This window comes from Pseudarthrobacter ribosi (assembly GCF_055412865.1).
Genome location: NZ_JBVAYZ010000005.1, coordinates 114,246 through 139,384, shown reverse-complemented (window position 1 = coordinate 139,384; position 25,139 = coordinate 114,246). Strand labels below are relative to the sequence as shown.

Sequence of the window (25,139 nt, the reverse complement as noted above, 5' to 3'; positions counted from 1 at the left end):
GCCGGGCTTCCGGTGCTGCGGCCCGATGTCCCGGGCGGGAACGGGTTACTTCTGGCCCAGCTCCTTGGTGGGAATCTTGAAGGATTCCTTGGCGGTCAGGGCCGAGACGGCGGAGATGAGGCAGATGATCGCGGTGAAGACGCTGATCTGGACCCAGCCGCCGGGCTTGGTGCCGCCCATGGCCGCGACAATCGCCGGGGCGAAGCCTGCCATCAGGAAGCCCAGCTGGGTGCCGATGGCCAGGCCGGAGAAGCGGACCTTGGTGCTGAACATTTCGGCGTAGAAGGCGGGCCAGACGGCGTTGGAGGCTGCGTAGCCGAAGGAGAAGAAGCAGATCGCGGCCAGGAACATCATCGGGACGTTGCCGGACTCGAGGCTGAGCAGGAACACGGGCGTCAGGACCGCGCTGGCCAGGGCGCCGTAGATGAAGACCGGCTTGCGGCCGATCCGGTCCGCGAGCTTGCCGAACAGCGGCTGGGTGCCGAGGGCGACGACGTTGGCTCCAACGACGAGCCAGAGGGTGGTGGTGCCGTCCACGCCGGCGACGTTCTTGGCATAGGCGATGGCCAGGGTGCCGAACACGGTGGAGACGGCGGCGATGAACGCGCAGGCAACGACGCGGAGGACATCACGCCAGTGGTGCTTGAGCAGGTCGGCGACGGGGAGCTTGGAAATCTGGGCGGTCTTCTGGGCTTCCTCGAAGGCCGGGGGCTCGTGCAGGGTGCGGCGGATGAAGAACGCAACAATCACCACGACGGCGCTGAGCCAGAACGGGATACGCCAGCCGATGCCGTACTTGATCTCATCCGGCAGGGCCAGGACGGGGATGAACACGAGGGCCGCGAGGATCTGTCCGCCCTGGGTGCCGGTCAGCGTCCAGGAGGTGAAGAAGGCGCGGCGGTTGTCCGGGGCGTGCTCCAGCGTCATCGACGAGGCGCCGGCCTGCTCGCCGGCAGCGGAGAGGCCCTGGCAGAGACGCGCCAGCACCAGCAGTGCCGGAGCCCACCAGCCGATGGTGTTGAAGTCCGGCAGGCAGCCGATCATGAAGGTGGAGGCGCCCATCAGCAGGAGCGTGAACATGAGGACCTTGCGGCGGCCCACCCGGTCACCGAAGTGGCCCAGGATGACGGCGCCGATCGGCCGGGCAATGTAGGCGAAGCCGAACGTCGCGAAGGACATGATGGCCGCGTTGGCCCCGGCGTCGGGGAAGAAGACCGTGGGGAAGATCAGGGCTGCGGCGGATCCGAAGATAAAGAAGTCGTAGTACTCGACGGCGCTGCCCAGGAAACTGGCGAGGGCTGCCTTCTTCGGTGTCCCGGCCGGTGCGTCAGTGCCCGGCGTCGTAGACGGGAGTGTCTGGCTCATGGAGTTCCTTTTTTGTGACGACATTGTCGCGGATGGATCAGGAAGTTCTCGGCCGCTGCTGGCTTTAAGTGTGCGGCAGCCGGAGGTTCGTGGAAAGACCCGGACGAGTAGCCACATTGTGGGAGCTACTTGTGCGATGTAGCAATCATGACTGTGAGCGTCATCACTTGTCAACAAAAATAATCACCATCTAGAAATAGCTCTCACCATGTGAGAGCATTGAGCCATGAGTGTGAATCAAGACACAGACGCGGCCGCGGCCGCCGCTGCCCTTTCAGGCCCCACAGGAAACGGCGCAGCTGCCGGCGGAAAGGCTGGCGCCAAGGCGGGCAAGGAGGACTCCCGGACGGACATGGTCGGCAAGGCCCTGGGGTTGCTGGTCCTGCTCGGCGACGAGCCGCGGGGTGCGAGTGCCGCAGAGCTGTCCCGCCGGGCCGAGCTTCCCTTCAGCACCACTTACCGACTGCTGGGTTCCTTGACCCGCGACGGCTTCGTGGACTACGAGCCGGACGGCCGCCGTTACCACCTGGGCCTGCGCATTTTCCAGCTCGGCCAGCGGGTGTCCAACCACCACGGATTCGCCGGCACGGCCCTGCCGATCCTCCGGCGTGTCACGGAGGAGACGGGCGAGGCCACCATCCTCTCGGTGCGCGACGGAAACCACCATCTCACCGTCAACAAGGTGGACGGCCCGCAGACGTTCCGCGTGACAAGCGACCCGGGGCACCTGGGTGCCCTGCACACCACGTCGGTCGGCAAGGCGCTCGTGGCCTTCGCCGACGACGCGGCCCGCAGCCAGCTCGTCGAAGACCTTGAGCTGGAGCCGCTGACCGACTTTTCCATTACCGATCGGGAGGCTTTCCGGGCCGAGATCGAGCTGGTCCGCAAGCGCGGCTACGCCTTGATGGACGAGGAAAACGAACTGGGCATGCGCGCTGTTGCCGTCCCGGTCTTCAACTCCCAGGGCCACGCCTTCGCCGCGCTGGCCACGGCGGTCCCGGTGTTCCGGATGAGCGCGGAGGCCCTGGTGGCCCTGGTCCCGCTGCTCCAGGCGGCGGCAGCGGAGCTGTCGGCCCGGCTGCCCCAGCAATGAGTCCCGCGGCCCGCCAGGCCATGCGCCGCGCCGTTTTGTTCGCTAGTAGAACAAAAGTGCAGCATATGAACATTTGCTGTACTGTAATCCCCAACACCCGGCCCGCGGCCGGCGCCCCGTGCGTCCCCGCCCGCCGAGTGCCGTTGTCAAAGGAGCTATACGGATGAGCAATCGAGCAGAGTCCTTTCTTGTGGGCCTGATTGGTGATGGCGTGACGCCGTCCCTCACGCCCCCCATGCACGAACGCGAAGGCGATGTGCAGGGCCTCCGGTACCTCTACCGCCCCATCGACCTGACCGAGCTGGGACTTCCCGGCCAGAGTGTCGGCGAGCTCCTCACCGGGGCCTACCGTCTGGGCTTCAGCGGACTGAACATCACCCACCCCTGCAAGCAGCTGGTCATGGAGCACCTGGATGAGGTCACTCCGGATGCCCGGCGCCTCGGTGCGGTCAACACGGTGACCATCCGGGACGGCCGCTTCACCGGCCACAACACCGACTTCTCCGGTTTCGCCGCCGCGCTCGCCGCGGGCCTGCCGGGAGCCAAACTGAACCGCGTGGTGCAGCTGGGCGCCGGCGGTGCCGGCTCCGCCGTCGCCTACGCGCTGCTCACCGCCGGGGTCCGCGAACTTGACCTGGTGGACACCGATCCCGCCCGCTGCTCGGCACGCGCCGCCGAACTCGCCGGCTTCTTCCCGGACCAGCTGGTCACCGCCCGGACGACGGCGGAGCTGCCGCAGCTGATGCCGCTGGCGGACGGCCTGGTGCACTGCACCCCGGTGGGAATGGCCGCCCACCCCGGCGTCCCGCTGGACATGTCCCTCGTGGCAGCCCGGCACTGGGTCGCGGATATTGTCTACCGACCGATCGAGACCGAACTTATCCGCGAGGCCCGCGCCAGGGGCTGCGACGTGCTCGACGGCGGCCGGATGGCCGTGGGACAGGCCGCCGACGCCTTCCGGATCTTCACCGGCCGCGAAGCGGATCCGGACCGGATGCGCGCCCACTTCCTGGAACTCGTCGCCGCTGAAGAGGTGGCCGCCTGATGCGCACCGGAATCGCCACCGTCTGTCTCTCGGGCACCCTGCGGGAAAAGATGCAGGCCTGCGCCGTTGCGGGCTTCGACGGGATAGAAATCTTCGAACAGGACCTCGTCACTTCCCCGCTCAGCCCGGAGGAGGTCCGGAAGATGGCCGCCGACCTCGGCCTGACCCTGGACCTCTACCAGCCGTTCCGCGACTTCGACAGCGTGCCGGAGGAACTGCTCGCCGCCAACCTGCGCCGGGCGGAAGCGAAGTTCCGGCTGATGTCCCGGCTCGGCATGGACACCATTCTGGTCTGCTCAAACGTGGCCACCGCCAGCATTGATGACGACGGGCTAAGGGCAGAACAGCTCGCGGCCCTCGCCGCCCTCGCCCAGGACCAAGGCGTCAGGGTGGCCTACGAGGCCTTGGCCTGGGGAAAGTACGTCAACGACTACGAGCACGCCCACCGGCTCGTGGAAGCCGTGGACCACCCCAGCCTGGGCACCTGCCTGGACTCGTTCCACATCCTCTCCCGCGACTGGGACACCGCCCCGATCGAATCCTTCAACCCGGAGAAGATCTTCTTCGTCCAGGTGGCCGACGCGCCCAAGCTGTCCATGGACGTGCTGTCCTGGAGCCGGCACTACCGGGTGTTCCCGGGCGAAGGGCAGTTCGAACTCGCGAAATTCCTCGGCCACGTGGTCCGGGCCGGCTACACCGGCCCGGTGTCCCTGGAGGTCTTCAACGACGTCTTCCGCCAGTCCGACGTCGAACGCACCGCCGTGGATGCCATGCGGTCGCTGATCTGGCTCGAGGAGCAGAGCGCCAAGTGGCTGGAGGCCGCCCCGGCGGCCGAAAACGGCGCCGGCACCCGCCCGCCCGGCCGCCGCCGCTACCCGATGGAACTGGCCACACTTCCGCAGGTGGCCGAACCGGCCGGCTTCAACTTTGCCGAGGTCAGGGCCGCGGACACCGCCGCACTCGAATCCGTGCTGGGCCAGCTGGGGTTCGCGTTTAACGGACGCCACCGGACCAAGAATGTGCAATTGTGGACCATGGGCCACGCCCGCGTGATCATCAATGAGGACTCCTCCCAGGCATCCCTCGACCCCCAGCCCGCCAGCGCGCCCGCAATCTCAGCCCTGGGCTTCGACGTCGATTCCCCCGTGATTGCCGCGGCACGGGCCCAGCAGCTCAAGGCCCCGGCCGTGCCGCGCAAGAGCCAGGCCGACGAGGAAATTTTCCAGGGTTTCGCCGCCCCGGACTCCACCGAAATCTTCCTGTGCCAGGGCAGCCCCGACGGCACCGCCGTGTGGACCCGCGAATTCGGCGAGGGAAAGGAAGCCCCCGCCGCGGGCCGGGCCGCGGAGCGGAGCGCCGTGATCGACCACGTCAACCTGGCGCAGCCCTGGCAGCACTTCGACGAGGCCGTCCTCTTCTACACGAGCGCCCTGGCCCTCGAACCGCAGCCGTACGCGGAAGTCGCCAGCCCCACCGGACTGGTCCGGTCCCAGGTAATGCTCACCCGCGACCGCGGCGTCCGCCTGGTGCTGAACCTTGCCCCGCTGATCCAGCGCGAAGGTGCCGCACCCGGCGCGGAGGCGGCGGGCACCGGCCAGCGCCGGACCTACCAGGAACACATCGCCTTCGCAGTCGATGACCTGGTGGCGACGGCCCGCGCCGCGAAGGCCAGGGGCCTTGACTTCCTGCAGATCCCGGAAAACTACTACGAGGACCTCGACGCGCGGTTCGATCTGGACCCGTCCTTCCTGGCCACTCTCCGCGAGCTCAACCTGCTCTACGACCGCGACGCCGACGGCGAGTTCCTGCACTTCTACACCGCCACCGTCGGCAGCGTGTTCTTCGAAATCGTGGAGCGCCGCGGAAGCTATGACGGCTACGGGGCGCCCAACGCCCCCGTGCGGCACGCCGTCCAGTACGACCACCTGCACCAGCTGTACCCCACTTCCTGACCGTCCCCAGCAAGCAATACCAACACCCCACGAAAGGAGGCTGCTGTGCCTGAAGAAATCAACCTTGAGACCTACAACGCGGATCCGCTCACCGAAGACGTGTCCGACGAAGCCACGGAGGCCGCACCGAAGACGTATGCGAGTGTTGTCCCTGCCGGGGACAACGCCGCAATGTCGCAGGCTGACCTCAGCGCCGAGATGAAGGCCATCGGCGACGCGTACGCGCAGGCGCTCAAGAACGGCGCCCCGGCGGAGATCCAGCCGCGGCTGGACTATGCACCGTACCGCAGCAGCGTCCTGCGCCACCCGACCAAGGACCTGCACCACGCGGACCCGGAAACCATCGAGCTCTACTCCCCGGCCTTCGGGCACATGGACGTCCACGCGCTCGAAGCGGACCTGACCATCCAGCACAACGGCGAGCCGCTGGGCGAACGCATCATCGTCTCCGGCCGCGTGCTCGACGGCGATGGCCGTCCCGTCGCCGGCCAGCTGGTGGAGATCTGGCAGGCGAACTCCGCCGGCCGCTACATCCATAAGCGGGACCAGCACCCGGCACCGCTGGACCCCAACTTCACCGGCGTCGGCCGTTGCATTACGGGCGCCGACGGCTCCTACAGCTTCACCACGATCAAGCCCGGCGCCTACCCGTGGAAGAACCACCTCAACGCCTGGCGCCCGGCCCACATCCACTTCTCCCTGTTCGGGCAGGAGTTCACCCAGCGGATCGTCACCCAGATGTACTTCCCCGGCGACCAGCTGTTCCCCCTGGACCCGATCTACCAGTCGATTGTCGACCAGGACGCCCGGGACCGGCTCGTGGCCACGTACGACCACGAGCAGACCAAACCCGAGTGGGCGCTGGCGTACAACTGGGACATCGTCCTGACCGGGTCGAAGCGGACCTGGACAGAGAACGAGGCCCTGGGAGCAGAAGGAGACGACCATGAGTAAACTCACCCCCACACCTGGCCAGACCGTGGGCCCCTTCTACGGCTACGCGCTGCCCTACACCAAGGACCGCGAGCTGCTGGCCCCGGGCTCCCCGGGTTCCATCCGGCTCCAGGGCACCGTCTACGACGGCGCCGGACACCCGATCCCGGACGCGATCCTGGAAATCTGGCAGGCGGACGCCGAGGGCAACATCCCGCACCGCACGGGTTCGCTCGTGCGCGACGGCTACACCTTCACCGGCTTCGGCCGCAGCGCCGTGGGCAACACCGGCGTCTTCACCTTCACCACGGTCAACCCCGGCCCCGCCGGGGACGGCGCAGCGCCGTTCATCGCCGTCGCGGTCTTCGCCCGCGGCCTCATGAACCGGCTTTTCACCCGGATCTACCTGCCGGAGAACGCGGAAGCCCTGGCCGCGGATCCGCTGCTGTCCTCGCTGGATCCGGAACGCCGCAAGACCCTGATCGCACGCCGCGACGCCGACGGCGGCCTGAGCTGGGACGTCCGGCTCCAGGGTCCGGGCGAGACGGTGTTCCTCGACTTCGAGGGCGCCTCAAAGTGATCTCTCGCGAAACCAGCGGAACCACCGGGGGCGACGCCGGCCTGCAGGGGGATTTTGGCCTCCTGAGTCCTGTGTCGGCGTCGCCCTTTGTGGCGGCGCTGACCGGGGACCGGGCCGTGCTGGCCGCCATGCTCCGGGTCGAGGCCGCCTGGGCCGCGGTCCTGGAACAGGCAGCACTCGCCCCGGCCGGGTCCGCAGCGGTGGTCGCCGCGGCCGCCGAGGTGGGCCGCTACGACGTCGCGGACCTTGCCGTGCGCGCCCAGGGCGGCGCCAACCCGGTGATCCCGCTGCTGGCGGATCTCCGCGGCCAGGTCAAGGCCCTCGACGCGGCGGGAATCGGTGCCGTAAAGGCCGTGCACACCTCGCTGACCAGCCAGGACGTCCTCGACAGTGCCCTCATGCTGCTATGCAGGGAGGCGGTCCGCGGGCTGCTCGCCGAGCTCACGGCAACGACGGCGGCACTGGCCGCCCTCGCCGGGCAGCATGCGGACACCCTGTGCGTGGGCCGCAGCCTCACCCAGCACTCCCTGCCGTTCAGCTTCGGCCTCAAGGCGGCCCAATGGTTCCACGGACTCGCCGCCGCCGCCCGCCGCCTGGAGGCCCTGGAATTCCCCGTGCAGACCGGGGGAGCGGCCGGAACCCTGGCCGCGGGCACTGTGCTGACGGCGGGCTCCGGCCTCGGCCCCCTGGATCTCTCCGACCGGCTGGCCGCCGAACTCGGACTCGCCGCGGTCCCGGCGCCCTGGCACACGAACCGGCTGGCCGTAACATCCCTCGGTGACGCCCTGGCCGCCGTGACCGACGCCGCGGGCAAGATCGCCGCCGACGTGCTGTTCCTCAGCCGCCCGGAGGTCGCCGAGCTCGCCGAGCCCCGCGCCGCCGGCAGGGGAGGGTCCTCGGCCATGCCGCAGAAGCAGAACCCGGTGCTGTCCGTGCTGGTCCGCAGCGCAGCCCTGCAGGCGCCCGGCCACGCCGCCCAGCTGCACCTGGCCGCCGCCAACTTCAACGATGAACGGCCCGACGGTGCCTGGCACAGCGAATGGCCGGCGCTCCGCCAGCTTCTCCGCCTCGGCCTCGGCGCCGCCGTGCAGCTCCGCGAACTCGCCGCGGGCCTGCAGGTCTTCCCCCAGGCCATGCGGCGGAACCTGGACCTCGCCGGCCCGCTGCTGCTCAGCGAGAACGTCACGGCCGCCGTTGCACCGCTCCTGTCCGGCAACGTCGCGGGTAGGAACAACGCGGACGGCAGGCAGCGGCTGCAGGCCGTGGTGGACGAGACCCTCCGGGTCCCGGCCGCGGACCAGGCCCCCACCTACCGGCGGCTGCTCCGCGCAGCCGTCCCGGCGGACCTGCTCTCGGACGCCCGGCTGGAGGAGCTGCTCGATCCGGCCAACTACCTCGGCCAGGCCGCCGAAATATCCCGGCGCATCCTCGCCGCCTACCCGGAGTACGGCGTCAGCGTCACCGACCCAGTCGCCGCGTCCCACACCACATCACCGACACCCGAGCTGAACGGAGCCCCCCGTGGCTAGACCAACAGTCAAGGCAGTACTGCAATCGCCCCAGCGCCCGCTGGGCGGCAAACCCCTCCTCGTGGTGGGCCCCTCGCTGGGCACGTCCACGTTGCTGTGGGCCCAGGCCGGCGCCCTGCTCGGCGACGACGTCGACGTCGTCGCCTGGGACCTGCCGGGCCACGGGATCTCACCGGCCGCGACAGAACCATTCAGCATCGTCGAACTGGCCGACGCCGTCGTCGAGCTGGTCGATTCGATCGCACCCGGTGCGAGCTTCCACTACGCCGGCGTTTCCCTCGGCGGGGCCACGGGCCTGCAGTTGGGCATCAAGCACGGCGAACGGCTTAAGAGCCTGTCCGTGCAGTGCACCGGGGCCAAAATTGGCACGCCGGAGGGCTGGTTGGAACGCGCCGAAACCGTCCGCACCCAAGGCACCCCCGTGATGATCCAGGGCTCGGCGCAGCGCTGGTTCGGCAGCGGCTTCATGGAGCGCGAGCCAGAGCGCAGCAGCCGCCTCCTGCATACCCTCCGCGACGCCGACCGCTTCAGTTACGCCTTCTGCTGCGACGCCCTCGCCGCCTATGACGTCAGGGAGGAACTGGGCAGCATCCGGGTCCCCACGCAGGCCATCGCCGGCGCCCAGGACACCGCCGCCCCGCCGTCGCTGGCCGCGGAGATCGCCGAAGGGATCACCGCTGGAGGCGGCACCGCGAGTGCCGTCACCCTTGAAGGGGTGGCACACCTGGCACCATTTGAGGCACCCGCCCACATCGCCGAACTGCTGCGGAGCCTCATCACGTGGACCGAATCCAGCGGAGCAGCTAAGTGACTGACCCGCAGAAAAACCGCCCCCGGCAAAACCACCCCCGGCAAGGCGCCCCCCGGCCCTCCGGCCCCGATCTCAGCGGCCCAGCTCGCAACGGCGTCGTCCAGCCGGAGGCCACCAGCCAGGAAATCTACGATGGTGGCATGGCGGTCCGGCGCGAGGTGCTCGGAGCCGCGCATGTCGACCGCGCCAACGCCACCATGGATTCCTTCACCGAGGACTTCCAGGACATGATCACCCGGATCGCCTGGGGCGGCATCTGGACCCGGCCGGGCCTGACCCGGCAGATGCGCTCCGCGGTCACCATCACCGCGATGGTGGCCCACGGCCACTGGGACGAACTGGCCATGCACCTCCGCGCCGCCGTCACCAACGGCCTGAGCCGGGACGAGATCAAGGAAATCCTGCTGCAGACCGCCATCTACTGCGGGGTCCCCTCCGCCAACACCGCCTTCAAGACAGCCCAGCAAGTCTTTGCCGAGCTTGACGCAGCCACCCTTCCCAACTAGCTGGCAGCTGGGGCCGTTTTGAGCCCTCAGAACGGCCTTATCTGCTACCTAGTTGGGATTCTCAGACGGAAATTAGAGGAATCATGAATCACGCTTTTCTGTACGACGCGGTGCGGACCCCGTTCGGGAAGTTCGGCGGCGGGCTCACCGGTATCCGCCCGGATGACCTTGCCGCGCACGTGATCGGTGAAGCGGTGAAGCGCGCGCCGAAGCTCGACGTCGAGCGCATCGACGAGGTTGTGTTCGGCAACGCCAACGGCGCGGGCGAGGAGAACCGCAACATCGCCCGGATGGGCACCCTCCTGGCGGGCCTGCCGGTCTCCATCCCCGGCACCACGGTCAACCGGCTCTGCGGCTCCTCGCTGGACGCGGCCATCATCGCGTCCCGCCAGGTCAACACCGGCGACGCGGAGCTGATGCTGGTCGGCGGCGCCGAGTCGATGTCCCGCGCCCCGTGGGTGCTGCCCAAAACGGAGAAGCCCTACCCCGCCGGGGACATGACCCTGGTCTCCACCACGCTGGGCTGGCGGCTGGTGAATAAGGCCATGCGCCCGGACTGGACCGTGTCCCTGGGCGAGGCCACCGAACGGCTGGCCGACAAATACGGGATCACCCGGCAGGCGCAGGACGCATTCTCCGCCAACTCCCACAACCTCGCCGCCGCGGCCTGGGACGAGGGCTTCTACGACCGGCTCGTCACGCCGGTCCCGGGCACGGACCTGGTCCGGGACGAGGGCATCCGTCCCGGGTCCTCGGCGGAGAAGCTCGCCGGGCTCAAGACCGTGTTCCGGACCGAGAACGGCACCGTCACCGCCGGGAACGCCTCGCCGCTCTCCGACGGCGCCTCCGCGGCCTGGCTCGGGTCCGAGAACGCCGCCGGGATCCTGGGCCTGGAGCCGCTGGCCCGCATCGCCGGGCGCGGCGCGCACGCCAACGACCCGCAGTACTTCGGCTACGCCCCGGTGGAGGCCGCGAACAAGGCCCTCGCCAAGGCCGGCATCGGCTGGGACCAGGTCGGCGCCGTCGAACTCAACGAGGCCTTCGCCGCGCAGTCCCTGGCCTGCATCACCGCCTGGGGCATCGACCCCGCCATCGTGAACCGGCACGGCGGCGCGATCGCCATGGGCCACCCCCTCGGCGCCTCCGGGGCCCGCATCCTCGGCACCCTGGCCCGGTCCCTGCAGGCCTCCGGTGAACGCTGGGGCGTCGCCGCGATCTGCATCGGCGTCGGCCAGGGCCTCGCCGTCGTCCTCGAAAACGTCACCGCTTCATCCAGCACAGCCACCAGCACCGGAAGGGGCTAGACATGCTCGAATTTGTAGACAGCGTCGGCGAGGCCATCGCCAGCATCAAGGACGGCTCCACCGTCATGATCGGCGGCTTCGGCAACGCCGGCCAGCCGTTCGAACTCATCGACGCGCTGATGGACTGCGGCGCCACCGGCCTCACCGTGGTCAACAACAACGCCGGCCAGGGCGACCAGGGACTCGCGCTGCTGATCAAGGAAGGCCGCGTGAAGAAGATGATCTGCTCCTTCCCGCGGCAGTCCGACTCCTGGCACTTCGACGCGAAGTTCCGCGCTGGCGAGATCGAGCTCGAACTCGTCCCGCAGGGCAACCTCGCCGAGCGGATCCGCGCCGCCGGCGCCGGGATCGGCGGCTTCTTCACCCCCACCGGCTATGGCACCATGCTGGCCGAAGGCAAGGAAACCCGCATCCTCGACGGCCGCGGGCAGGTCTTCGAGACCCCCATCCACGCCGACATCGCGCTCATCAAGGCCCTCACGGCAGACGGCAAGGGCAACCTCGTCTACCGCAAGACGGCCCGGAACTTCGGCCCGATCATGGCCGCCGCGGCCAAACACACCGTGGTCCAGGTCTCCGAGATCGTCCCCACCGGGGGCCTGGACCCGGAGACCATCGTGACCCCCGGAATCTTCGTCAACAGCATTGTGAAGGTGGCCTGAGATGAGTAGCCAGACCAACAGCCCGGCCGGCATTCAGACCTCCGACAAGCCCCTGGGCCGCGACGACCTGGCCCGCCTGGTGGCCCGGGACATCAAGCCCGGCTCCTTCGTGAACCTGGGCATCGGCCAGCCCACCCTGGTCTCCAACTACCTCGAGCCGGAGCAGAACATCACGCTCCACACCGAGAACGGCATGCTGGGCATGGGGCCTGAAGCCACCGGAGACCAGATCGACGGCGACCTCATCAATGCCGGCAAGATCCCGGTGACCGAACTCGCGGGGGCCTCCTACTTCCACCACGCCGACTCCTTCGCGATCATGCGCGGCGGTCACCTGGACATCTGCGTGCTCGGCGCGTTCCAGGTCTCCGCGACCGGCGATCTCGCCAACTGGCACACCGGCGCACCCGACGCGATCCCGGCCGTCGGCGGGGCCATGGACCTCGCCACCGGCGCCAAGGACGTCTTCGTCATGATGACCCTCCTGACCCGCGAGGGGATCTCCAAACTCGTCGAGACCTGCAGCTACCCGCTCACCGGCATCGGCTGTGTCACCCGCGTGTACACCGACAAGGCCGTCTTCCTCACCGGACCCGACGGCGTCCGGGTCCGGGAAACCTTCGGCTGCACGCTGGAAGAGCTCCGGGAACTGGTGCCCGTCCCCCTGACAGCTGCGTCCGCCGTCGGAAGCTGAGCATCCGCTCGCACCGATAAAGTGGTGCGGGACCGAGAGGCATGGAAATGATTGACGCAGCAAAGGCCGCCAAGGCCGGTGGCGCGCCGGCGGCCAGTGACCAGTACGTGCAGTCGCTGGCCCGGGGCCTGTCGGTGATCCGCGCCTTCGACACGGACCATCCGAAGATGACGCTGACGGAGGTGGCGGCCCGGACGGACCTCACCCGGGCCACGGCGCGGCGGTTCCTGTACACGCTCGTGGAGTTGGGCTATGTCCGCACCGACGGCAAGATCTTCGCGCTGACCGCCAAGGTGCTGCAGCTCGGCTACGCCTACCTGTCCGGGCTGTCGCTGCCGCAGCTCGCCCAGCCCCACCTCGAGGAGCTGTCACTCCAGCTGGGGGAGTCGACGTCGGCCGCCGTGCTGGAAGGCGCCGACATCGCCTACATCGCCCGCGTGGCGACGCGCCGGATCATGACCGTCGGCATCACCGTCGGCACCCGGTTTCCGGCGTACGCCACCTCGATGGGCAGGGTCCTGCTGGCGGCACTGCCGCCTGACCAGCTGCAGGACTACCTTGCCAGCACAGACATCCGGCCCCTGACCCCGCTGGCCATCGGGACGCGCGAGGGCCTGCTCGCCGAACTGGCCACGGTGAGGGAGCAGGGCTGGTGCCTGCTGAACCAGGAACTCGAGCTCGGGCTGATGTCGATTGCCGCGCCGGTCCATGACGGCCCCAAAGTGGTGGCCGCCATCAACGTGTCATTGCAGGCCCAGTCGGTCGCGAGCCGGCCGGACCCGGCGGCCTACCTCGACTCGGTGCGGGCGGCGACGGTGGCCGCCGCCGAAGTCATTTCCGCGGACCTGTCCTCCGGGCGTTAGGGCAGCTCAGCTGGAAGGGTCCGCCGCCGGTGCGGTGGAGACCGTGATGGTGACCCCGGCTTCGTCGTCACGGATCAACAGGCGCAGGTCCTTGCCCACCAGGGCGGCGTGGATGTCCTCGCTGTCCGCTGGCGCGATCTGCTCCGCCAGCCGCGTGACCGCCCGCGCCATGGCGCGGCCCCAGTCGTGGGGATCCGTGCTGGACGCTTCGGCCTCGGCCGAGTAGTTCTCGTGTGCTTCGGACATGTACTCCCGCTTCCCGCCCCTGGAGTGCGGCCTGTCAGGCTGATCCGGACAGGCAGCCGGCCCAAAATGGCTTGGGACGGCAGGCTCCAGTACTTGAGCATGGCCAGTCTAGTGACTCCGGCGCGCGGACGTCCACGCTTCGCGCCCCGGCTGCCGACGTTACGTGCGGAATCCCGCTAGGATTTCAATCCGGGACACCCCACGCCCCCTTGCCTCCGAAGGACGCCATGCCAGAGAACAATCCCGCGCCGGACAGCACCCCACAGGTTAGGCGTGCCGCCGTAGTCATCAACCCCGCCAAATCCGTTGGTCCCTCGCTCCAGGGCGCGATCCTCCGGCTGTGTGAAACGCAGGGATGGGCCGAGCCGCTTTGGCTCGAAACAACGGTCGAAGACCCGGGCGCCGGCCAGGCGCGTCAGGCCCTGGAGGCCGGGGTCGACGTCGTCATTGCCGCGGGCGGCGACGGCACCGTGCGTTGCGTCGCCGAGGTGCTCGTCGGCACCGGGACCCCCATGGGCCTGGTGCCGCTGGGCACCGGAAACCTCCTGGCCCGCAACCTCGGCGTGGACATCACCGATCCCGTCTCGGCCTGCTACGACGTGCTCAACGGCAGCGAACAGGCCATCGACGTTGTCAAGGCGCGGCTGAACCACTCGGATGAGGAGCAGGTGTTCCTGGTGATGGCCGGACTCGGCTACGACGCCGCGATCATGGCCGACACCGTCGATCTGCTCAAGGACCGCATGGGCTGGCTCGCGTACGTGGAGGCGGGCATCCGCAAACTCCCCGGCAAACCGGTTAAGGCCAGGATCAGCGTCGACGGCGGGGAACCCGTCCGCCGTAGGATCCGCAGCGTCATGATCGGCAATTGCGGCCGGATCATGGGCGGAGTCGAGATCTTCCCGGACGCCAAGGTCGACGACGGCGTCCTGGACCTGCTGGTCCTGGCCCCGCGCGGCCGGCTCGGCTGGCTGGGGGTTGTTGCCGGGATTTTCGGCCGGAACAAGAACGAGACCGAATCAGTGGAGTACTTCCAGGGAAAATCGGCCGAGATCACGCTGGAGCACGAGCAGGAATTCCAGCTGGACGGTGATCACCTCGGCAGCGGGACGCATCTCGCGGTGGCCGTCGAGCGCGACGCCCTGAAGATCCTGATGACCTCCGCCACCCCTTAGCGGTCGTCCGGCGATCAGGCCTCCGCTGTCACCGGCCGGCGGCCGGGCTGTGCGCGAGGATCTCGGCGAGCTCGGCCAGCCGGTGCGCCCGGGCGGATTCCGCCGGGGTGAACGGTTCGCCGGGACGGACAAAGGTGATGGGACCGTGCCAGGCGGTCGGGATCCTCAGCACGGTTCCGTCCGGGGCCGGCGCCGGCCCCGTGCCCGGTTTGCCGGAGGCGGCCGCGGCGTCCGTGTCCGGCATGGCCTTGATCCGTGCGCGCAGCAGTTCAGCGACCGCCAGCGGTAGCTCCGCCGGGTTGGCCGCGATCCTGGCCGCGAGGCTCAGCGCCCCGGTCTGCCCGTCAGCCATGGCCAGCGCCGTGGTGGGCCAGACATGCGGGCCGGTGCCGCCGCCGTCGTGCAGGGCCTTCAGCAGTTCCGCTTCGCCCAGCTCGCCGGGTGCGGACAACACAAACTCATCCAGCACGCCGCCGTCGACCGGGTGGACGTGGATGCTCAGGATGTTGGTGTCCAGCCTGGCCAGTGACTGCGTGAGTTTCTGCAGTGACCCCGGCCGGTCCTTCAGCACGGTGCGGGCCCGCCACAGGGCCGGTGCGGCGCCGAGGCGGCGGCGGTGCCGCAGGGCAGGTGCGTGCAGCCAGCGCCGCAGCATCCGCGCCGCGGACGGTTCCGCGACCCAGATAACCAGGACGGTGGCAGTCAGCGTGAGGACCAGGACCTTCGCCAGATAGGACAGGTGCGTCCCCACCACCGCGGCATGCACAGCCAGCTCGATCGGCAGCATCACCGCGACGTTGGCCAGGGTCAGCCGGGTTTTGGTCGGTTCGGGCATCTGGCCGCAGACTTCGCAGCTCAGTTCGGAGGCGGCCGGGTCCTGTGTTCCACCGTGTTTTTGGCCACGGGCTGAGGGCTTCATGGGTCCCATGATGTCCGGCGGCTGTTACAGGCCCGTTGCCGGCCGGTGACGATTCCGCTCAGACTAGCGGCCGCGCCAGCCGGACACCTCGGCAGTTCGTTTGCCGGTCTGCTCGCCCGGGCGGTCACCGGCCGGTCCGCCGTCCCGCGCCAGGTCGGGGCCGGACGGCCGCCCGTGTTCCGCCCCGGCGAGCTGGGCCAGCAGGTCGCGGATTTCGGCCAGCAGCGCGGTGTCCGCCGGGAGCGGCTTCTCTTCCGGCTCCGCAGTGGCGAGGCGCTTCTTGACCAGATGGTTGATCCGGTTCATCGGCGCCACGAAGATGAAGTAAACAACCCCGGCCGTGATCATGAATGTGACGAAGGCCGTGATGACCGCGCCGAAGTTGAGGAAGGTCTTATCGTTCCCCGGCCAGATGGGGAAGCCCAGCCCGTTGGTCTCGACCCCGCCGGCCGCCGCGATGATCGGGTTGACGATGTTCGAGGTGAACGCGCCGACCAGGGCGGTGAAAGCGGTGCCGACAACGACCGCGATGGACAGTTCGATCACGTTGCCGCGCAGGATGAAGTCCTTGAATCCTTTGAGCATGGGTCCTCCGGTGGGCCTTGAAGTAGTTCTGTGTGCCGGGTCCCGGGCGCGGGATCAACCGCTAGACGCTATCACTTCCGCGGCCTGGTCTCGCTTCTTGTCTGCCGCCTGTGTCCGGACGGGTGCCGGTTCCGCTGAATGGATGAGGATGCCCGGCCCGCGCCGCTCCGGGCATAAAATTAGGCTTGGATGCCAGCGCCGCCGTCGTAACAATCCGACTCCAAGAAAGGCGCCTCCACCTGTGAAAATGCTTGCCGAGATGTTCACCATGGCTCCCGGCAACAAGGACCACCACGTCGCCACCCGCTGCGCCATCGGTGTTTTCGTCCCGCTGATCGCCCTGGTGCTGCTCGGCCGCCTGGACCTGGCGATCTTTGCCTCCTTCGGCGCCTTCACCGGGATCTACGGCCGCAATGAGCCGCACGCCAGGCGCTTCGGCCTCCAAGTCCGTGCCGGGGCGCTGATGCTGGTGGTGATGCTGCTCGCCGCCCTGACCGCCCGAGCCGGGGCGGCCTTCGCACTCCCGGCTGCGGAGACCATCTGGCTCCAGGTCGCCGCGACCACACTGGTGGCCGGAGGCTGCTCGCTGGTCGTCGCCTGGTGGCGGCTCCGTCCCGCCGGGTCGTTGTTCCACATCTTTGCCTTTGCCGCGATCGCCTCCATACCGAACCAGCCGCCGCTCTGGCAGGGCATGCTCGCGGCTGTGCTGACCGTCGTCTTCTCCCTGCTGGTCGGCATGTCCTCCCGCGTGGTCCGGAGCCGCCGGACACCGTGGGTGCTGCCTGCTGCCGCGCCACTCACGCCGGCCGAAAAGCGCACGGCCCTGCTCGAGAGTATCGGCTACCTCGTGGCGGCAGGAGTGGCCGGAACCCTGGCAACGCTGCTTGGCCAACGGCTGGGCTTCGGCCACAACTACTGGGCGATGGTGGCCGCCGTCGTCCCGCTCGTGGGCCACACCACGCGGCACCGGGTAAGCCGCGGGCTGCAACGCGTCGTGGGCACGGCACTCGGGCTGGTGCTGCTCGCGGGGATCCTGCTCCTGCAGCCCGCGCCCTGGCAAACCGTCCTCGTGATCGCCGGCTGCCAGTTCGGGGCGGAGATGTTCATCGCCCGCCAGTACGTCCTGGCGCAGATCTTCGTTACGCCGCTGGCCCTGATTTCGACCCTGCTGGTGCTTCCCGCGGCGCCCGGCATCCTGCTGCGCGACCGGATCCTCGACACCGTCATCGGAGCCGCCGTCGGCATCGCCGTCGTGCTGGCCCCGACAGCCGGGCGCCGGCTACGCGCCCGCCGCCGCGGTCCGGCCCGCCCCCAGCAGCACGTCGGGACACGCCGGGTCTAAGGTCCCTGTCCGACGCCCGGCCGGACCCCGAGGCGAGTCTCGCGCCTCCTCCCGGACCGGCGGAGCGCCGGCGGCGTAGAGTGGAAACAGGATCCATTCAACGGAAGAGAGAAGGCGATGGCCAATTCGGGCACCGGGGACTCCGTGGTGGACCGCGTGGTCCGGGTGATCTCGGCGTTCCCCGAGGGCGTCACCGTGCTGCCCCTCTCCGAGCTCGCGGGCCGGGCCGGACTGCCGCTGAGCACCGCCCACCGGCTCGTCCGGCAGCTGGCCGGGCATGGGCTCCTGGAACTGGGCAGCGGGGGATCCGTCCGGCTGGGCCTGCGCCTGTGGGAGCTGGTCAACCGGAATTCGCCCACCCTGGTGCTCCGCCAGGCGGCCATGCCCTTTATGGAGGACATCCAGCAGGTGCTGAACCAGAACGTGAACCTGGCCGTGCTGGAGGGCTGGGAAGCCCTGTTCGTCGAGCGGCTTTCCCGCCGCGGGTCCGTGGCGAACCGGGCCCAGATCGCCGGACGGATGCCGGTGCACGTGTCCTCCGCCGGGCTGGCGCTGATGGCCAACCAGCCGGCGCCGGTCCAAGCGGAGTACCTGCACCAGTTCCACGATCCGGCCGGTAAGGTCCGGCGGGAGGATCTCCGCACCCTCCTCCAGGAGACGGCCGACCACGGCTTCGCGCAGCTGGCCGGCGTCGTGGACCCGGACACGTGGGGGATTGCCGTCCCCGTGCGGGACGCAAGAAACCGCACCGTGGCGGCGCTCGGCGTCGTCGTTCCCCTGCGCGAGATGCGGCTCCAGGCGCTGGTTCCGGCCCTGCAGACCGCTGCCCGCGGGATCGGCCGGCAGCTGCAGGCAGCGGCGCCGCCTGCATTCCATTCGGCGGAATCCGTGTAACGCCCATCACGTAGCCGGGCGCACACTGGAGCCAGAGAACCCACCAGGCCCCCGACGCCCACCGGTCCGGGCCCCGCAACGAAGCGAGGACACTATGGCAAACCGCAAAGTCATCATTACCCAGGTCGCCATCATGGGTGCCGGTCCGGCAGGGCTGATGCTCTCCCACCTGCTGGCCCGACAGGGAATTGAATCCACCGTGATCGAGATCCGCAGCCACCAGGAAATCTCGGAAACCGTCCGCGCCGGCATTCTGGAACACGGTTCCGTGAACATGCTCGTGGACAGCGGCGTCTCGGGCCGGGTGCTGCGCGACGGCGACCGGCACGACGGCATCGAGCTGCGCTTCAACGGCGAGAGCCACCGGATCGACTTCCAGGACCTCGTCGGCGAGTCAGTCTGGCTCTACCCCCAGACGGACGTCTTCCTCGATCTCGCCGCCCGGCGCCAGGCCGACGGCGGCGACGTCCGCTACAGCGTCACCGACACCACCATCCATGACCTCGAAGGCACGCCGAAGGTCTGGTTCACCGACGCCGACGGCGTGGAGTGGGAGCTGCAGGCGGACTTCATCGCCGGCGCCGACGGCTCGCGCAGCCACAGCCGATTCCAGATCCCGGAAGCCCGGCGCAAGTGGTACTTCCATGAGTACCCGTTCGCCTGGTTCGGGATCCTGGCAGAAGCCCCGCGCAGCTCCGACGAACTGATCTACGCCAACTCCGAGACCGGCTTCGCCCTGATCAGCCAGCGGACTGAAACCGTCCAGCGGATGTACTTCCAGTGCGACCCGAACGAGGACGTCAACAATTGGAGCGAGGACCGGATCTGGGACGCGTTCCGCAGCCGGGTCAACGGCAACGGCTTCGAGCTCAAGGAGGGGCCGGTCATCGACAAGACGGTGCTGAAGTTCCGCAGCTTCGTGCACGCTCCGATGCGGCACGGCAAGCTGTTCCTCGCCGGCGACGCGGCCCACACCGTCCCGCCGACCGGGGCCAAGGGCCTGAACCTGGCACTGCACGACGTCAAGGTGCTTTTTGAAGGCCTGGACAGCTTCTACAAGACCGGAAACACCGTGCTCCTGGATGTCTACAGCGACCGCGCCCTGGACCGGGTCTGGAAGGCCCAGCAGTTCTCCTATTGGATGACATCCATGCTGCACACTCCGGTCGACGCCGACGAGTTCGCCCGCGCCCGCCAGCTCGGCGAGCTCAACTCGGTGGTGTCCTCCCGCCACGGCCGGGCCTACCTCGCCGAGGCCTACACCGGCTGGCCCGGCGCCAGCTGACACCGGGGGCCCGGCGGGCTAGGGGACGCGCACCGATTCCGCCGGCGCCGCTTCGACCAGGACCGGCGTCGTGCTCCCCTTGCCCGTTCCGGCCCTCCCGGCTTTGGCGGACTTCCGGCCCGCCCGGCCGTAGACCAGATACATCGTCACACCCGTGATGACCATCAGCAGCACCGTGTAGACAAAGGTGTTGGAGACCCCGTCGACGCCCTCGGCGCCGTCCGTGTTGGCCTTGATCACCAGGCCCAGGGGCTGGTACAGCGGGTGGGCCAGGAAGATGGCGGTGTCGTAGTCGTCGAGCATGCTGTTGAAGTTGAGCGCCGTGATCGCCGCGGCTGCCGGCAGGACGATCGGCAGCAGGATCCGGCGGAACACGTACAGCGTCTTGGCGCCCATGATGTTGGCCGCTTCCTCGAGCGAGGAGTTGACCGAGGTGAAGGAGGCCTTGAGCATCCGCAGGGTGAACGGGATCTTGACGGTCACGAAGGCGATGAGCAGGATCACCGTGGTCCCGGTCAGGACGGCGCCGCCCACCAGCGGGTTCGGATGGTCGTAGCTGAGGATCAGGCCCAGGGCGAGGAGGGCCGAAGGGAGAATCCACGGGATGTGGAGGAGGTACTCCACCACCGACGTCACCCAGTTGCGGTATTTCTGCAGGAGCCGGGCCACGAAGAGCAGGCCTCCGACGGCGATCAGCGCGGCCAGCGCGCTGTAGACGATGCTGATGATGAACGGCCGCAGGCCCGAGGGCTGGGTGAGCACCCGGATGTAGTTGTCGAAGGTCAGGCTCGCCGGCAGCAGCTGGCCGGTCTGGATCGCGGCGCCGTCGGCAAAGGAGTACAGCACGATCAGCACCACGGGCAGCGTATAGACGGCGAACAGCAGGTACGCGGCGGTGTGGACGGCAGCGTTGGCCACGGGGTTGCGGATTTGCTGCTTCTGCAGTCCGGAAGAGACTTTTGACACCGAGAAGTACGTTCCGCCCTTTTCCAGCCGGGTCATCACTGCCAGCATCAGGATGGTGGCCACACCGAGGATCACGGCGAGCAGGGCGGCGAGGTCCCTCGACGTCGGGCTGTTGCTGAAGGTGAGAATCATTGGCGTGATGGTCTGGAATTCCCGGCCGCCGAGGACCTGCGGTGCGCTGAGGGCTCCCAGCCCGGTCAGGAACGAGAGGACCGTGACGGCGAAGAGCGTGGGCTTAAGCATCGGCAGGACGACCCGCCGGAGGATGCCCCAGGTGGAGGCGCCCATGTTCCGGGCCGCCTCGATGGTCTGATAATCCACGCCCTTCAGCGCGTTGGTGACGAACAGCATGTGGTTCGTCGTGGTGGCGAACGTCATGACAACCAGGACGGCAAAGAAACCGGAAAACCAGCCGGGATCCATGCCGGGAAACAGTCCCACCAGGAAACCGGTCACGATGCCCTTGTCCCCGTAGATGAATTTGTAGCCGGCCGCCAGCACAATGCCGCCGTAGATGAACGTGGTGGCGTAGCCGAGAAACAGGAGCCTTGAGCCGCGGATCTTGAAGTACTGGGTCACCAGCACAATGAAGATTCCCACCACATTGACCGTGATGGACAGGGCGACCGCCAGCAGGAAACTGTTGCCCAGGGATTTCATCGCCCGCTGGGAGGAGAAGAGCTTTTCGGCGGCGCGCCCGGAGAAGCTCCCGTCCGGGAAGAAGGTCTGGATCAGCACATTGGCATTGGGCCAGACGAGAAAAGCCGCAATGAACCAGGTCAGCACGACCCCGACGATCAGGACTGCGGGGGAGCGGAGCATGCTCCGGATGCTCGCGCCGTTCGAGCCGCCCGTTGTACTCACAGGCTGGTCACTTCCTGCAGACGGTTCCTGAGTGAGACACCTGATTCCGGATGGTACTGAAGGACGTGGGAGGGCTGGACATAGACCGTGGCCTGGCTGCCCGTGGCGGGATGGGTCCCGCCGTCCTCCTTGACCAGCAGCCGGATATCGGCGCCGTGGCAGCGGACGATGAACCGGCTGTGCAGGCCGTGATAGGTCTTCGAGACGACGGTTCCCTGCACGGGGACGGCCGAGCCGTTGCCGCCGGCGGGATCCAGCGATGCCTTTTCCACGCGAAGGTAGGAGTTCGCCGTGGGATCGAGGACGTGGCTTGACTGCCGGTTCAGCTCCGCGACGAACCCGGCCGTCAGGCGCGAACTGTCCCCGATGAAATTGCAGACGAACTCGGTGGCGGATTCGTCATAGATGCTCTGCGGAGTGCCAATCTGCTCCACCACCCCCTTGTTGAAGACGGCCACCCGGTCACTCATCGCCAGGGCCTCGTCCTGGTCATGGGTGACGTAGACGGTGGTGATGCCGAATTCGCTTTGGAGATCCTTCAGCTGCTGCCTGAGCTGGTGGCGGAGCTTGGCGTCCAAATTGGAGAGCGGCTCGTCGAGCAGCAGGATCTTGGGCTGCAACACGAGCGCCCGGGCGACGGCGACGCGCTGCTGCTGTCCGCCGGACAGCTCCGCCACGTTTTTGCGCAGCTGGTCCTCGGACAGGTCAACCCGCCGGGCGATGTCGCGGACGAGGCGGTCACTTTCGGCCGGCTTCTCTTTGCGCACGCGGAGGCCGAAGGCGATGTTCTCCCACACGCTCATGCTGGGGAACAGGGCATAGTTCTGGAACACCATGCCGACCTGGCGTTTGTCGCTCGGGAGCCGGGTGACGGGCTTGCCGTCGACGTAGACCTCGCCGGCGGACGGTTCAATGAATCCCGCCAGGGTGCGGAGCGCGGTTGTTTTTCCGCAGCCCGAGGGTCCCAGCAGCGTGAAGAATTCCCCCGGTTCCACCTGGAGATCCAGGTTGGGGATGGCGGTGAAGTCGCCGAAGGTGACTTCGATGTTCTCGAAACGGATCATGGCAACCTGTCCTGTGCTGGCGGCGAAGCGGGGTGTCGAACGGGAAGACGCGGGGTGCAGCCGGCCGGCTGCACCCCGCGCGGGTCAGCTCATGTATTCCAGTTCGATCTTTTCCACCCAGGCGCCCATGTTCTCCTGCACGAAGTTCCAGTCGATGTCCTGCTGTTTGAGCGTGTTGAAGAATTCGACGACCTCGGGCTTGGCCGTGGCCACGGCTGCCTTGTTCACCGGCATGGAGTTGAACTGCTGCGCCCATTCGCCCTGGGTCTTTGCGCTGCCGAACCAGTCGATGAACTTCAGGGCCTCATCCTGCTTGTCCGTTCCCTTGACCAGGGCCACCTGCTCGATCGCCAGTGGGACGCCGACGGACGGCATGACGGTCTCGACGTTGACCTTGAACGACTTTTCGCGCTCGAGAATGATCGAGGAGGGCATCTGTCCCATGTCCGTCTCGCCCGAGGCGATGCGGGCGAAGAGATCGGTCTTGGCCACCGCGGGGGTGCCGTTCTTGAAGTAGCCTTCGATCTGCTTCCACCCTTCATCCGAGATGCCCAGATCGCCGCCGTCGTCCTTGTACCGCGTCAGGATGCTGGCGAAGACCAGCTGTGCGGTGGCGGTTCCGACGCCGGTGACGCGCTCGTAGCGGGACTTGAACTTGTCCTGGGCCCACAGATCGGTCCAGTCCTTGGGGGCCTCGTCCTTGCTGAACTTCTCCGTGTTGTAGCCGAGGAGGATGGCCTGCTGGACCAGCGGCCAGTAGGCTTTGCTGTCCGACTTGTCGCCCTTGGCGGTGTCGACTTCCCCGGACCAGGCGGGGGTGTACGGTGCGATGGCACCGGCTGCCTTGACCTGCTCGAAGTACATGTTGTTGAGCCCGAAAGCGACGTCCGCGATCGGGTTGTTCTTCTCCGCGATCAGCTTGTTGGTGGCGTCCGCGCCGCCGGCGCCGACAATCTCGATCTTGAAGCCCGCTTCCGCCGCCTTCGTCGTCAGCCACTCGCCACGGCCTTCACCGTTGGAATTGGTGTAGACGATCAGTGTCTCGCCGGAGGGCGGCCCCGAGGGGGCGACGGCGGCGGGTCCGGTAGCTGCTTCGGACGCGGCGGGGGCTGCGGCGCCCGCTCCGCAACCGGAAAGAAGGGCGACGGCGACGGCGCCGGCAACCATGGTTTTCAATCTGCGCACGAGTGAGACTCATTCCTGAACGGGGCCAGATGGCATTTGTCCGGCCAGCCTATAGCGGGCGGCGCCGGTTTGAGCGGTAATGGCTATCAAATCGATGAAATAGCCCGACCTTGGCCCCCGAGTCTCCTGCGTCCGGGTGAACGTCCGGCGCCCGCGGTGTCAACACGCGGTGAACTTCCGGGTCCGCCCTGCTTCCCCGCCGATGCGCCGGTCTCGTTCCTGGCGGTAAGCGGGATCCATCGACATGCCCGGGGACCAGGAATAGCCTTAATCCGTCCCAACACCCGACAAAGATGACGGAGGTGCCCGACATGGGAACCGCAGAAAATGCTGAACTCGTCCGGCGGGGGTACGAGGCCTTCAACGCAGGCGATATGGCGACCCTCAGCGAGCTGTTCGCGGAGGACGCCGTCTGGCACGTTGCCGGAAGTGGCGTGCTTTCGGGGACCAAACAGGGGCGTGATGCCGTCCTGGCGTACTTCGGGGAACTGGGAGCGCGCACACAGGGTTCGTTCCAGGCCGATGTCCAGGACATCGTCGGCGGGGAAAACCACACGGTAGCGATCCAGCAAACCCGCGGAGAAAGCAACGGCAAAACGTTGGACCTGGCCACCGTCATCGCGTTTGTGATCCGCGGGGGAAAGATCGCGGAAGGGCGGGAGTTCTCCGAGGACACGGCCAAAGCCGACGACTTCTGGACCTGACCGAACTGTGCCGCCCGCAAAGGGACGCAGGAGACGCTCCGTGTCCGCCCGGAGCAGGACCGGGAATCAGAGCCTGCCCTAGTCCTCCTCGAGCGTCTCGGTCAGGTGGTGCGTCGGGATCCGGTCCCGGTCATAGGTGATCTCGGTGTACCCGTGCGGTGCGGGCTTGCCGTGCGGATCGAGGTTCACGAAGACGATTTCCTCGATCGTGAGGATGCTCTCCCGGGTGATCATGTTGCGGACCTCGGCGCGCATAGTGAGCGAGGTCCGCCCGAACCGGGTGGCCGTGAGCCCCATCTCGATCAGGTCGCCCTGGACGGCCGAGCTGACGAAGTTGATTTCGGAAATGTACTTGGTGACGGCCCGGCCGTTGCCGAGTTGCAGGATGGCGTAGATCGCCGCTTCCTCGTCGATCCATTTCAGCAGGCTTCCGCCGAATAGCGTGCCGTTCGCGTTGAGGTCTTCGGGCCGCACCCACTTGCGGGTGCGGAAGGTGATGTCGGCCGGTTCCATAGTGCGAGATTAGCCGACGGCGGTGCGGCCTGCGGGAGTATGACGGATCCCCCGGGCCGG

Annotated in this window: 25 protein-coding genes; 17 read left to right on the top strand and 8 right to left on the bottom strand. The window is 68.0% G+C overall.

What is annotated here, in order from left to right:
- Positions 1 to 45: 45 nt before the first annotated feature.
- Entirely contained in the window at positions 46 to 1,365 is a 1,320-nt protein-coding gene (locus tag ACZYZ5_RS07170; RefSeq protein ID WP_463900441.1) for an MFS transporter, read from the bottom strand.
- Between the two features lie 226 nt (positions 1,366 to 1,591).
- Between ACZYZ5_RS07170 and ACZYZ5_RS07165 the strand changes: the two genes are divergently transcribed.
- The 12 genes from ACZYZ5_RS07165 (at position 1,592) to ACZYZ5_RS07110 (ending at position 13,337) form a co-directional block, all read left to right on the top strand.
- Entirely contained in the window at positions 1,592 to 2,458 is an 867-nt protein-coding gene (locus ACZYZ5_RS07165) for an IclR family transcriptional regulator (protein WP_463900439.1), read from the top strand.
- A gap of 163 nt (positions 2,459 to 2,621) precedes the next feature.
- Positions 2,622 to 3,503 (top strand): shikimate dehydrogenase, encoded by an 882-nt coding sequence (locus ACZYZ5_RS07160; protein WP_463900437.1) that lies wholly within the window; start codon positions 2,622 to 2,624, stop codon positions 3,501 to 3,503.
- The gene (locus ACZYZ5_RS07155) at positions 3,503 to 5,455 is read left to right on the top strand and encodes a bifunctional sugar phosphate isomerase/epimerase/4-hydroxyphenylpyruvate dioxygenase family protein (RefSeq protein ID WP_463900435.1); all 1,953 of its coding nucleotides are present in this window, start codon (positions 3,503 to 3,505) and stop codon (positions 5,453 to 5,455) included. The genes ACZYZ5_RS07160 and ACZYZ5_RS07155 overlap by 1 nt, the downstream gene beginning before the upstream one ends.
- Positions 5,456 to 5,500: 45 nt before the next feature.
- Positions 5,501 to 6,409 carry a protocatechuate 3,4-dioxygenase subunit beta gene (pcaH, locus tag ACZYZ5_RS07150; protein WP_463900433.1) on the top strand — a complete coding sequence of 303 codons (909 nt, stop codon included), beginning with the start codon at positions 5,501 to 5,503 and terminating at the stop codon, positions 6,407 to 6,409.
- Positions 6,402 to 6,968: a protocatechuate 3,4-dioxygenase subunit alpha gene (gene pcaG, locus ACZYZ5_RS07145; RefSeq protein WP_463900431.1), complete on the top strand. Its 567-nt coding sequence runs from the start codon at positions 6,402 to 6,404 to the stop codon at positions 6,966 to 6,968. The genes pcaH and pcaG overlap by 8 nt, the downstream gene beginning before the upstream one ends.
- Positions 6,965 to 8,497 (top strand): lyase family protein, encoded by a 1,533-nt coding sequence (locus tag ACZYZ5_RS07140; protein ID WP_463900428.1) that lies wholly within the window; start codon positions 6,965 to 6,967, stop codon positions 8,495 to 8,497. Before pcaG ends, ACZYZ5_RS07140 begins: the two co-directional genes overlap by 4 nt.
- Positions 8,490 to 9,308, top strand: a complete 819-nt coding sequence (locus ACZYZ5_RS07135) for an alpha/beta fold hydrolase (protein WP_463900426.1) — start codon at positions 8,490 to 8,492, stop codon at positions 9,306 to 9,308. The genes ACZYZ5_RS07140 and ACZYZ5_RS07135 overlap by 8 nt, the downstream gene beginning before the upstream one ends.
- Before the next feature lie 125 nt (positions 9,309 to 9,433).
- Complete coding sequence (pcaC, locus tag ACZYZ5_RS07130) at positions 9,434 to 9,814, top strand: 4-carboxymuconolactone decarboxylase (RefSeq protein WP_463900694.1); 381 nt, start codon at positions 9,434 to 9,436, stop codon at positions 9,812 to 9,814.
- Between the two features lie 83 nt (positions 9,815 to 9,897).
- On the top strand, positions 9,898 to 11,118 hold the full coding sequence (locus ACZYZ5_RS07125; protein ID WP_463900424.1) for a thiolase family protein: 1,221 nt from the start codon (positions 9,898 to 9,900) through the stop codon (positions 11,116 to 11,118).
- 2 nt (positions 11,119 to 11,120) lie between these two features.
- Positions 11,121 to 11,780 (top strand): 3-oxoacid CoA-transferase subunit A, encoded by a 660-nt coding sequence (locus ACZYZ5_RS07120; RefSeq protein WP_463900422.1) that lies wholly within the window; start codon positions 11,121 to 11,123, stop codon positions 11,778 to 11,780.
- Position 11,781: 1 nt separating this feature from the next.
- Positions 11,782 to 12,474: a 3-oxoacid CoA-transferase subunit B gene (locus ACZYZ5_RS07115; RefSeq protein ID WP_463900421.1), complete on the top strand. Its 693-nt coding sequence runs from the start codon at positions 11,782 to 11,784 to the stop codon at positions 12,472 to 12,474.
- Between the two features lie 47 nt (positions 12,475 to 12,521).
- Positions 12,522 to 13,337, top strand: coding sequence for an IclR family transcriptional regulator domain-containing protein (locus ACZYZ5_RS07110; protein WP_463900419.1), 816 nt, complete (start codon positions 12,522 to 12,524; stop codon positions 13,335 to 13,337).
- A gap of 6 nt (positions 13,338 to 13,343) precedes the next feature.
- Here the strand turns inward: ACZYZ5_RS07110 and ACZYZ5_RS07105 are convergent, their stop codons facing one another.
- Complete coding sequence (locus ACZYZ5_RS07105) at positions 13,344 to 13,583, bottom strand: hypothetical protein (protein WP_463900418.1); 240 nt, start codon at positions 13,581 to 13,583, stop codon at positions 13,344 to 13,346.
- 227 nt (positions 13,584 to 13,810) lie between these two features.
- Between ACZYZ5_RS07105 and ACZYZ5_RS07100 the strand changes: the two genes are divergently transcribed.
- Positions 13,811 to 14,758: a diacylglycerol/lipid kinase family protein gene (locus ACZYZ5_RS07100; protein ID WP_463900416.1), complete on the top strand. Its 948-nt coding sequence runs from the start codon at positions 13,811 to 13,813 to the stop codon at positions 14,756 to 14,758.
- Between the two features lie 28 nt (positions 14,759 to 14,786).
- Here the strand turns inward: ACZYZ5_RS07100 and ACZYZ5_RS07095 are convergent, their stop codons facing one another.
- Together ACZYZ5_RS07095 and mscL are read right to left on the bottom strand one after the other, a co-directional pair.
- The gene (locus tag ACZYZ5_RS07095; RefSeq protein WP_463900414.1) at positions 14,787 to 15,677 is read right to left on the bottom strand and encodes an amino acid-binding protein; all 891 of its coding nucleotides are present in this window, start codon (positions 15,675 to 15,677) and stop codon (positions 14,787 to 14,789) included.
- Positions 15,678 to 15,740: 63 nt separating this feature from the next.
- Positions 15,741 to 16,262 (bottom strand): large conductance mechanosensitive channel protein MscL, encoded by a 522-nt coding sequence (gene mscL, locus ACZYZ5_RS07090; RefSeq protein WP_463900412.1) that lies wholly within the window; start codon positions 16,260 to 16,262, stop codon positions 15,741 to 15,743.
- 241 nt (positions 16,263 to 16,503) lie between these two features.
- Here mscL and ACZYZ5_RS07085 point away from each other — a divergent pair, with 241 nt between their 5' ends.
- From ACZYZ5_RS07085 to ACZYZ5_RS07075, 3 genes are all read left to right on the top strand, one after another.
- Complete coding sequence (locus ACZYZ5_RS07085; RefSeq protein WP_463900410.1) at positions 16,504 to 17,604, top strand: FUSC family protein; 1,101 nt, start codon at positions 16,504 to 16,506, stop codon at positions 17,602 to 17,604.
- A gap of 117 nt (positions 17,605 to 17,721) precedes the next feature.
- The gene (locus ACZYZ5_RS07080; RefSeq protein WP_463900407.1) at positions 17,722 to 18,498 is read left to right on the top strand and encodes an IclR family transcriptional regulator; all 777 of its coding nucleotides are present in this window, start codon (positions 17,722 to 17,724) and stop codon (positions 18,496 to 18,498) included.
- A 94-nt stretch (positions 18,499 to 18,592) separates the two neighbouring features.
- Entirely contained in the window at positions 18,593 to 19,783 is a 1,191-nt protein-coding gene (locus tag ACZYZ5_RS07075) for a 4-hydroxybenzoate 3-monooxygenase (protein WP_463900405.1), read from the top strand.
- 18 nt (positions 19,784 to 19,801) lie between these two features.
- Here ACZYZ5_RS07075 and ACZYZ5_RS07070 read toward each other — a convergent pair whose 3' ends face one another.
- The 3 genes from ACZYZ5_RS07070 to ACZYZ5_RS07060 all read right to left on the bottom strand — a co-directional run bounded on the left by ACZYZ5_RS07070 (position 19,802) and on the right by ACZYZ5_RS07060 (position 23,844).
- On the bottom strand, positions 19,802 to 21,571 hold the full coding sequence (locus tag ACZYZ5_RS07070) for an ABC transporter permease (protein ID WP_463900692.1): 1,770 nt from the start codon (positions 21,569 to 21,571) through the stop codon (positions 19,802 to 19,804).
- Between the two features lie 38 nt (positions 21,572 to 21,609).
- A complete protein-coding gene (locus ACZYZ5_RS07065) occupies positions 21,610 to 22,677 on the bottom strand; it encodes an ABC transporter ATP-binding protein (protein ID WP_463900403.1) in 1,068 nt (355 codons plus the stop codon).
- Between the two features lie 84 nt (positions 22,678 to 22,761).
- Complete coding sequence (locus tag ACZYZ5_RS07060; protein ID WP_463900690.1) at positions 22,762 to 23,844, bottom strand: extracellular solute-binding protein; 1,083 nt, start codon at positions 23,842 to 23,844, stop codon at positions 22,762 to 22,764.
- A 329-nt stretch (positions 23,845 to 24,173) separates the two neighbouring features.
- On the opposite strand from ACZYZ5_RS07060, the gene ACZYZ5_RS07055 reads away from it, so the two are divergent.
- Entirely contained in the window at positions 24,174 to 24,566 is a 393-nt protein-coding gene (locus ACZYZ5_RS07055; RefSeq protein ID WP_463900401.1) for a nuclear transport factor 2 family protein, read from the top strand.
- A 78-nt stretch (positions 24,567 to 24,644) separates the two neighbouring features.
- Here ACZYZ5_RS07055 and ACZYZ5_RS07050 read toward each other — a convergent pair whose 3' ends face one another.
- Positions 24,645 to 25,079, bottom strand: coding sequence for an acyl-CoA thioesterase (locus ACZYZ5_RS07050; protein ID WP_463900400.1), 435 nt, complete (start codon positions 25,077 to 25,079; stop codon positions 24,645 to 24,647).
- Between the last annotated feature and the right edge of the window lie 60 nt (positions 25,080 to 25,139).

What these genes read in the sequence shown, in the direction of transcription:
- ACZYZ5_RS07095 (WP_463900414.1), bottom strand. Translation starts at nt 15,677, where the DNA reads ATGAAGCCCTCAGCCCGTGGCCAAAAACACGGTGGAACACAGGACCCG.
- ACZYZ5_RS07125 (WP_463900424.1), top strand. Translation starts at nt 9,898, where the DNA reads ATGAATCACGCTTTTCTGTACGACGCGGTGCGGACCCCGTTCGGGAAG.
- ACZYZ5_RS07060 (WP_463900690.1), bottom strand. Translation starts at nt 23,844, where the DNA reads ATGGTTGCCGGCGCCGTCGCCGTCGCCCTTCTTTCCGGTTGCGGAGCG.
- mscL (WP_463900412.1), bottom strand. Translation starts at nt 16,262, where the DNA reads ATGCTCAAAGGATTCAAGGACTTCATCCTGCGCGGCAACGTGATCGAA.
- ACZYZ5_RS07075 (WP_463900405.1), top strand. Translation starts at nt 18,593, where the DNA reads ATGGCAAACCGCAAAGTCATCATTACCCAGGTCGCCATCATGGGTGCC.
- ACZYZ5_RS07110 (WP_463900419.1), top strand. Translation starts at nt 12,522, where the DNA reads ATGATTGACGCAGCAAAGGCCGCCAAGGCCGGTGGCGCGCCGGCGGCC.
- pcaG (WP_463900431.1), top strand. Translation starts at nt 6,402, where the DNA reads ATGAGTAAACTCACCCCCACACCTGGCCAGACCGTGGGCCCCTTCTAC.
- ACZYZ5_RS07155 (WP_463900435.1), top strand. Translation starts at nt 3,503, where the DNA reads ATGCGCACCGGAATCGCCACCGTCTGTCTCTCGGGCACCCTGCGGGAA.
- ACZYZ5_RS07050 (WP_463900400.1), bottom strand. Translation starts at nt 25,079, where the DNA reads ATGGAACCGGCCGACATCACCTTCCGCACCCGCAAGTGGGTGCGGCCC.
- ACZYZ5_RS07065 (WP_463900403.1), bottom strand. Translation starts at nt 22,677, where the DNA reads ATGATCCGTTTCGAGAACATCGAAGTCACCTTCGGCGACTTCACCGCC.
- ACZYZ5_RS07100 (WP_463900416.1), top strand. Translation starts at nt 13,811, where the DNA reads ATGCCAGAGAACAATCCCGCGCCGGACAGCACCCCACAGGTTAGGCGT.
- ACZYZ5_RS07165 (WP_463900439.1), top strand. Translation starts at nt 1,592, where the DNA reads ATGAGTGTGAATCAAGACACAGACGCGGCCGCGGCCGCCGCTGCCCTT.
- ACZYZ5_RS07080 (WP_463900407.1), top strand. Translation starts at nt 17,722, where the DNA reads ATGGCCAATTCGGGCACCGGGGACTCCGTGGTGGACCGCGTGGTCCGG.
- ACZYZ5_RS07120 (WP_463900422.1), top strand. Translation starts at nt 11,121, where the DNA reads ATGCTCGAATTTGTAGACAGCGTCGGCGAGGCCATCGCCAGCATCAAG.
- ACZYZ5_RS07055 (WP_463900401.1), top strand. Translation starts at nt 24,174, where the DNA reads ATGGGAACCGCAGAAAATGCTGAACTCGTCCGGCGGGGGTACGAGGCC.
- ACZYZ5_RS07170 (WP_463900441.1), bottom strand. Translation starts at nt 1,365, where the DNA reads ATGAGCCAGACACTCCCGTCTACGACGCCGGGCACTGACGCACCGGCC.
- ACZYZ5_RS07070 (WP_463900692.1), bottom strand. Translation starts at nt 21,571, where the DNA reads ATGCTCCGCTCCCCCGCAGTCCTGATCGTCGGGGTCGTGCTGACCTGG.
- ACZYZ5_RS07115 (WP_463900421.1), top strand. Translation starts at nt 11,782, where the DNA reads ATGAGTAGCCAGACCAACAGCCCGGCCGGCATTCAGACCTCCGACAAG.
- ACZYZ5_RS07105 (WP_463900418.1), bottom strand. Translation starts at nt 13,583, where the DNA reads ATGTCCGAAGCACACGAGAACTACTCGGCCGAGGCCGAAGCGTCCAGC.
- ACZYZ5_RS07160 (WP_463900437.1), top strand. Translation starts at nt 2,622, where the DNA reads ATGAGCAATCGAGCAGAGTCCTTTCTTGTGGGCCTGATTGGTGATGGC.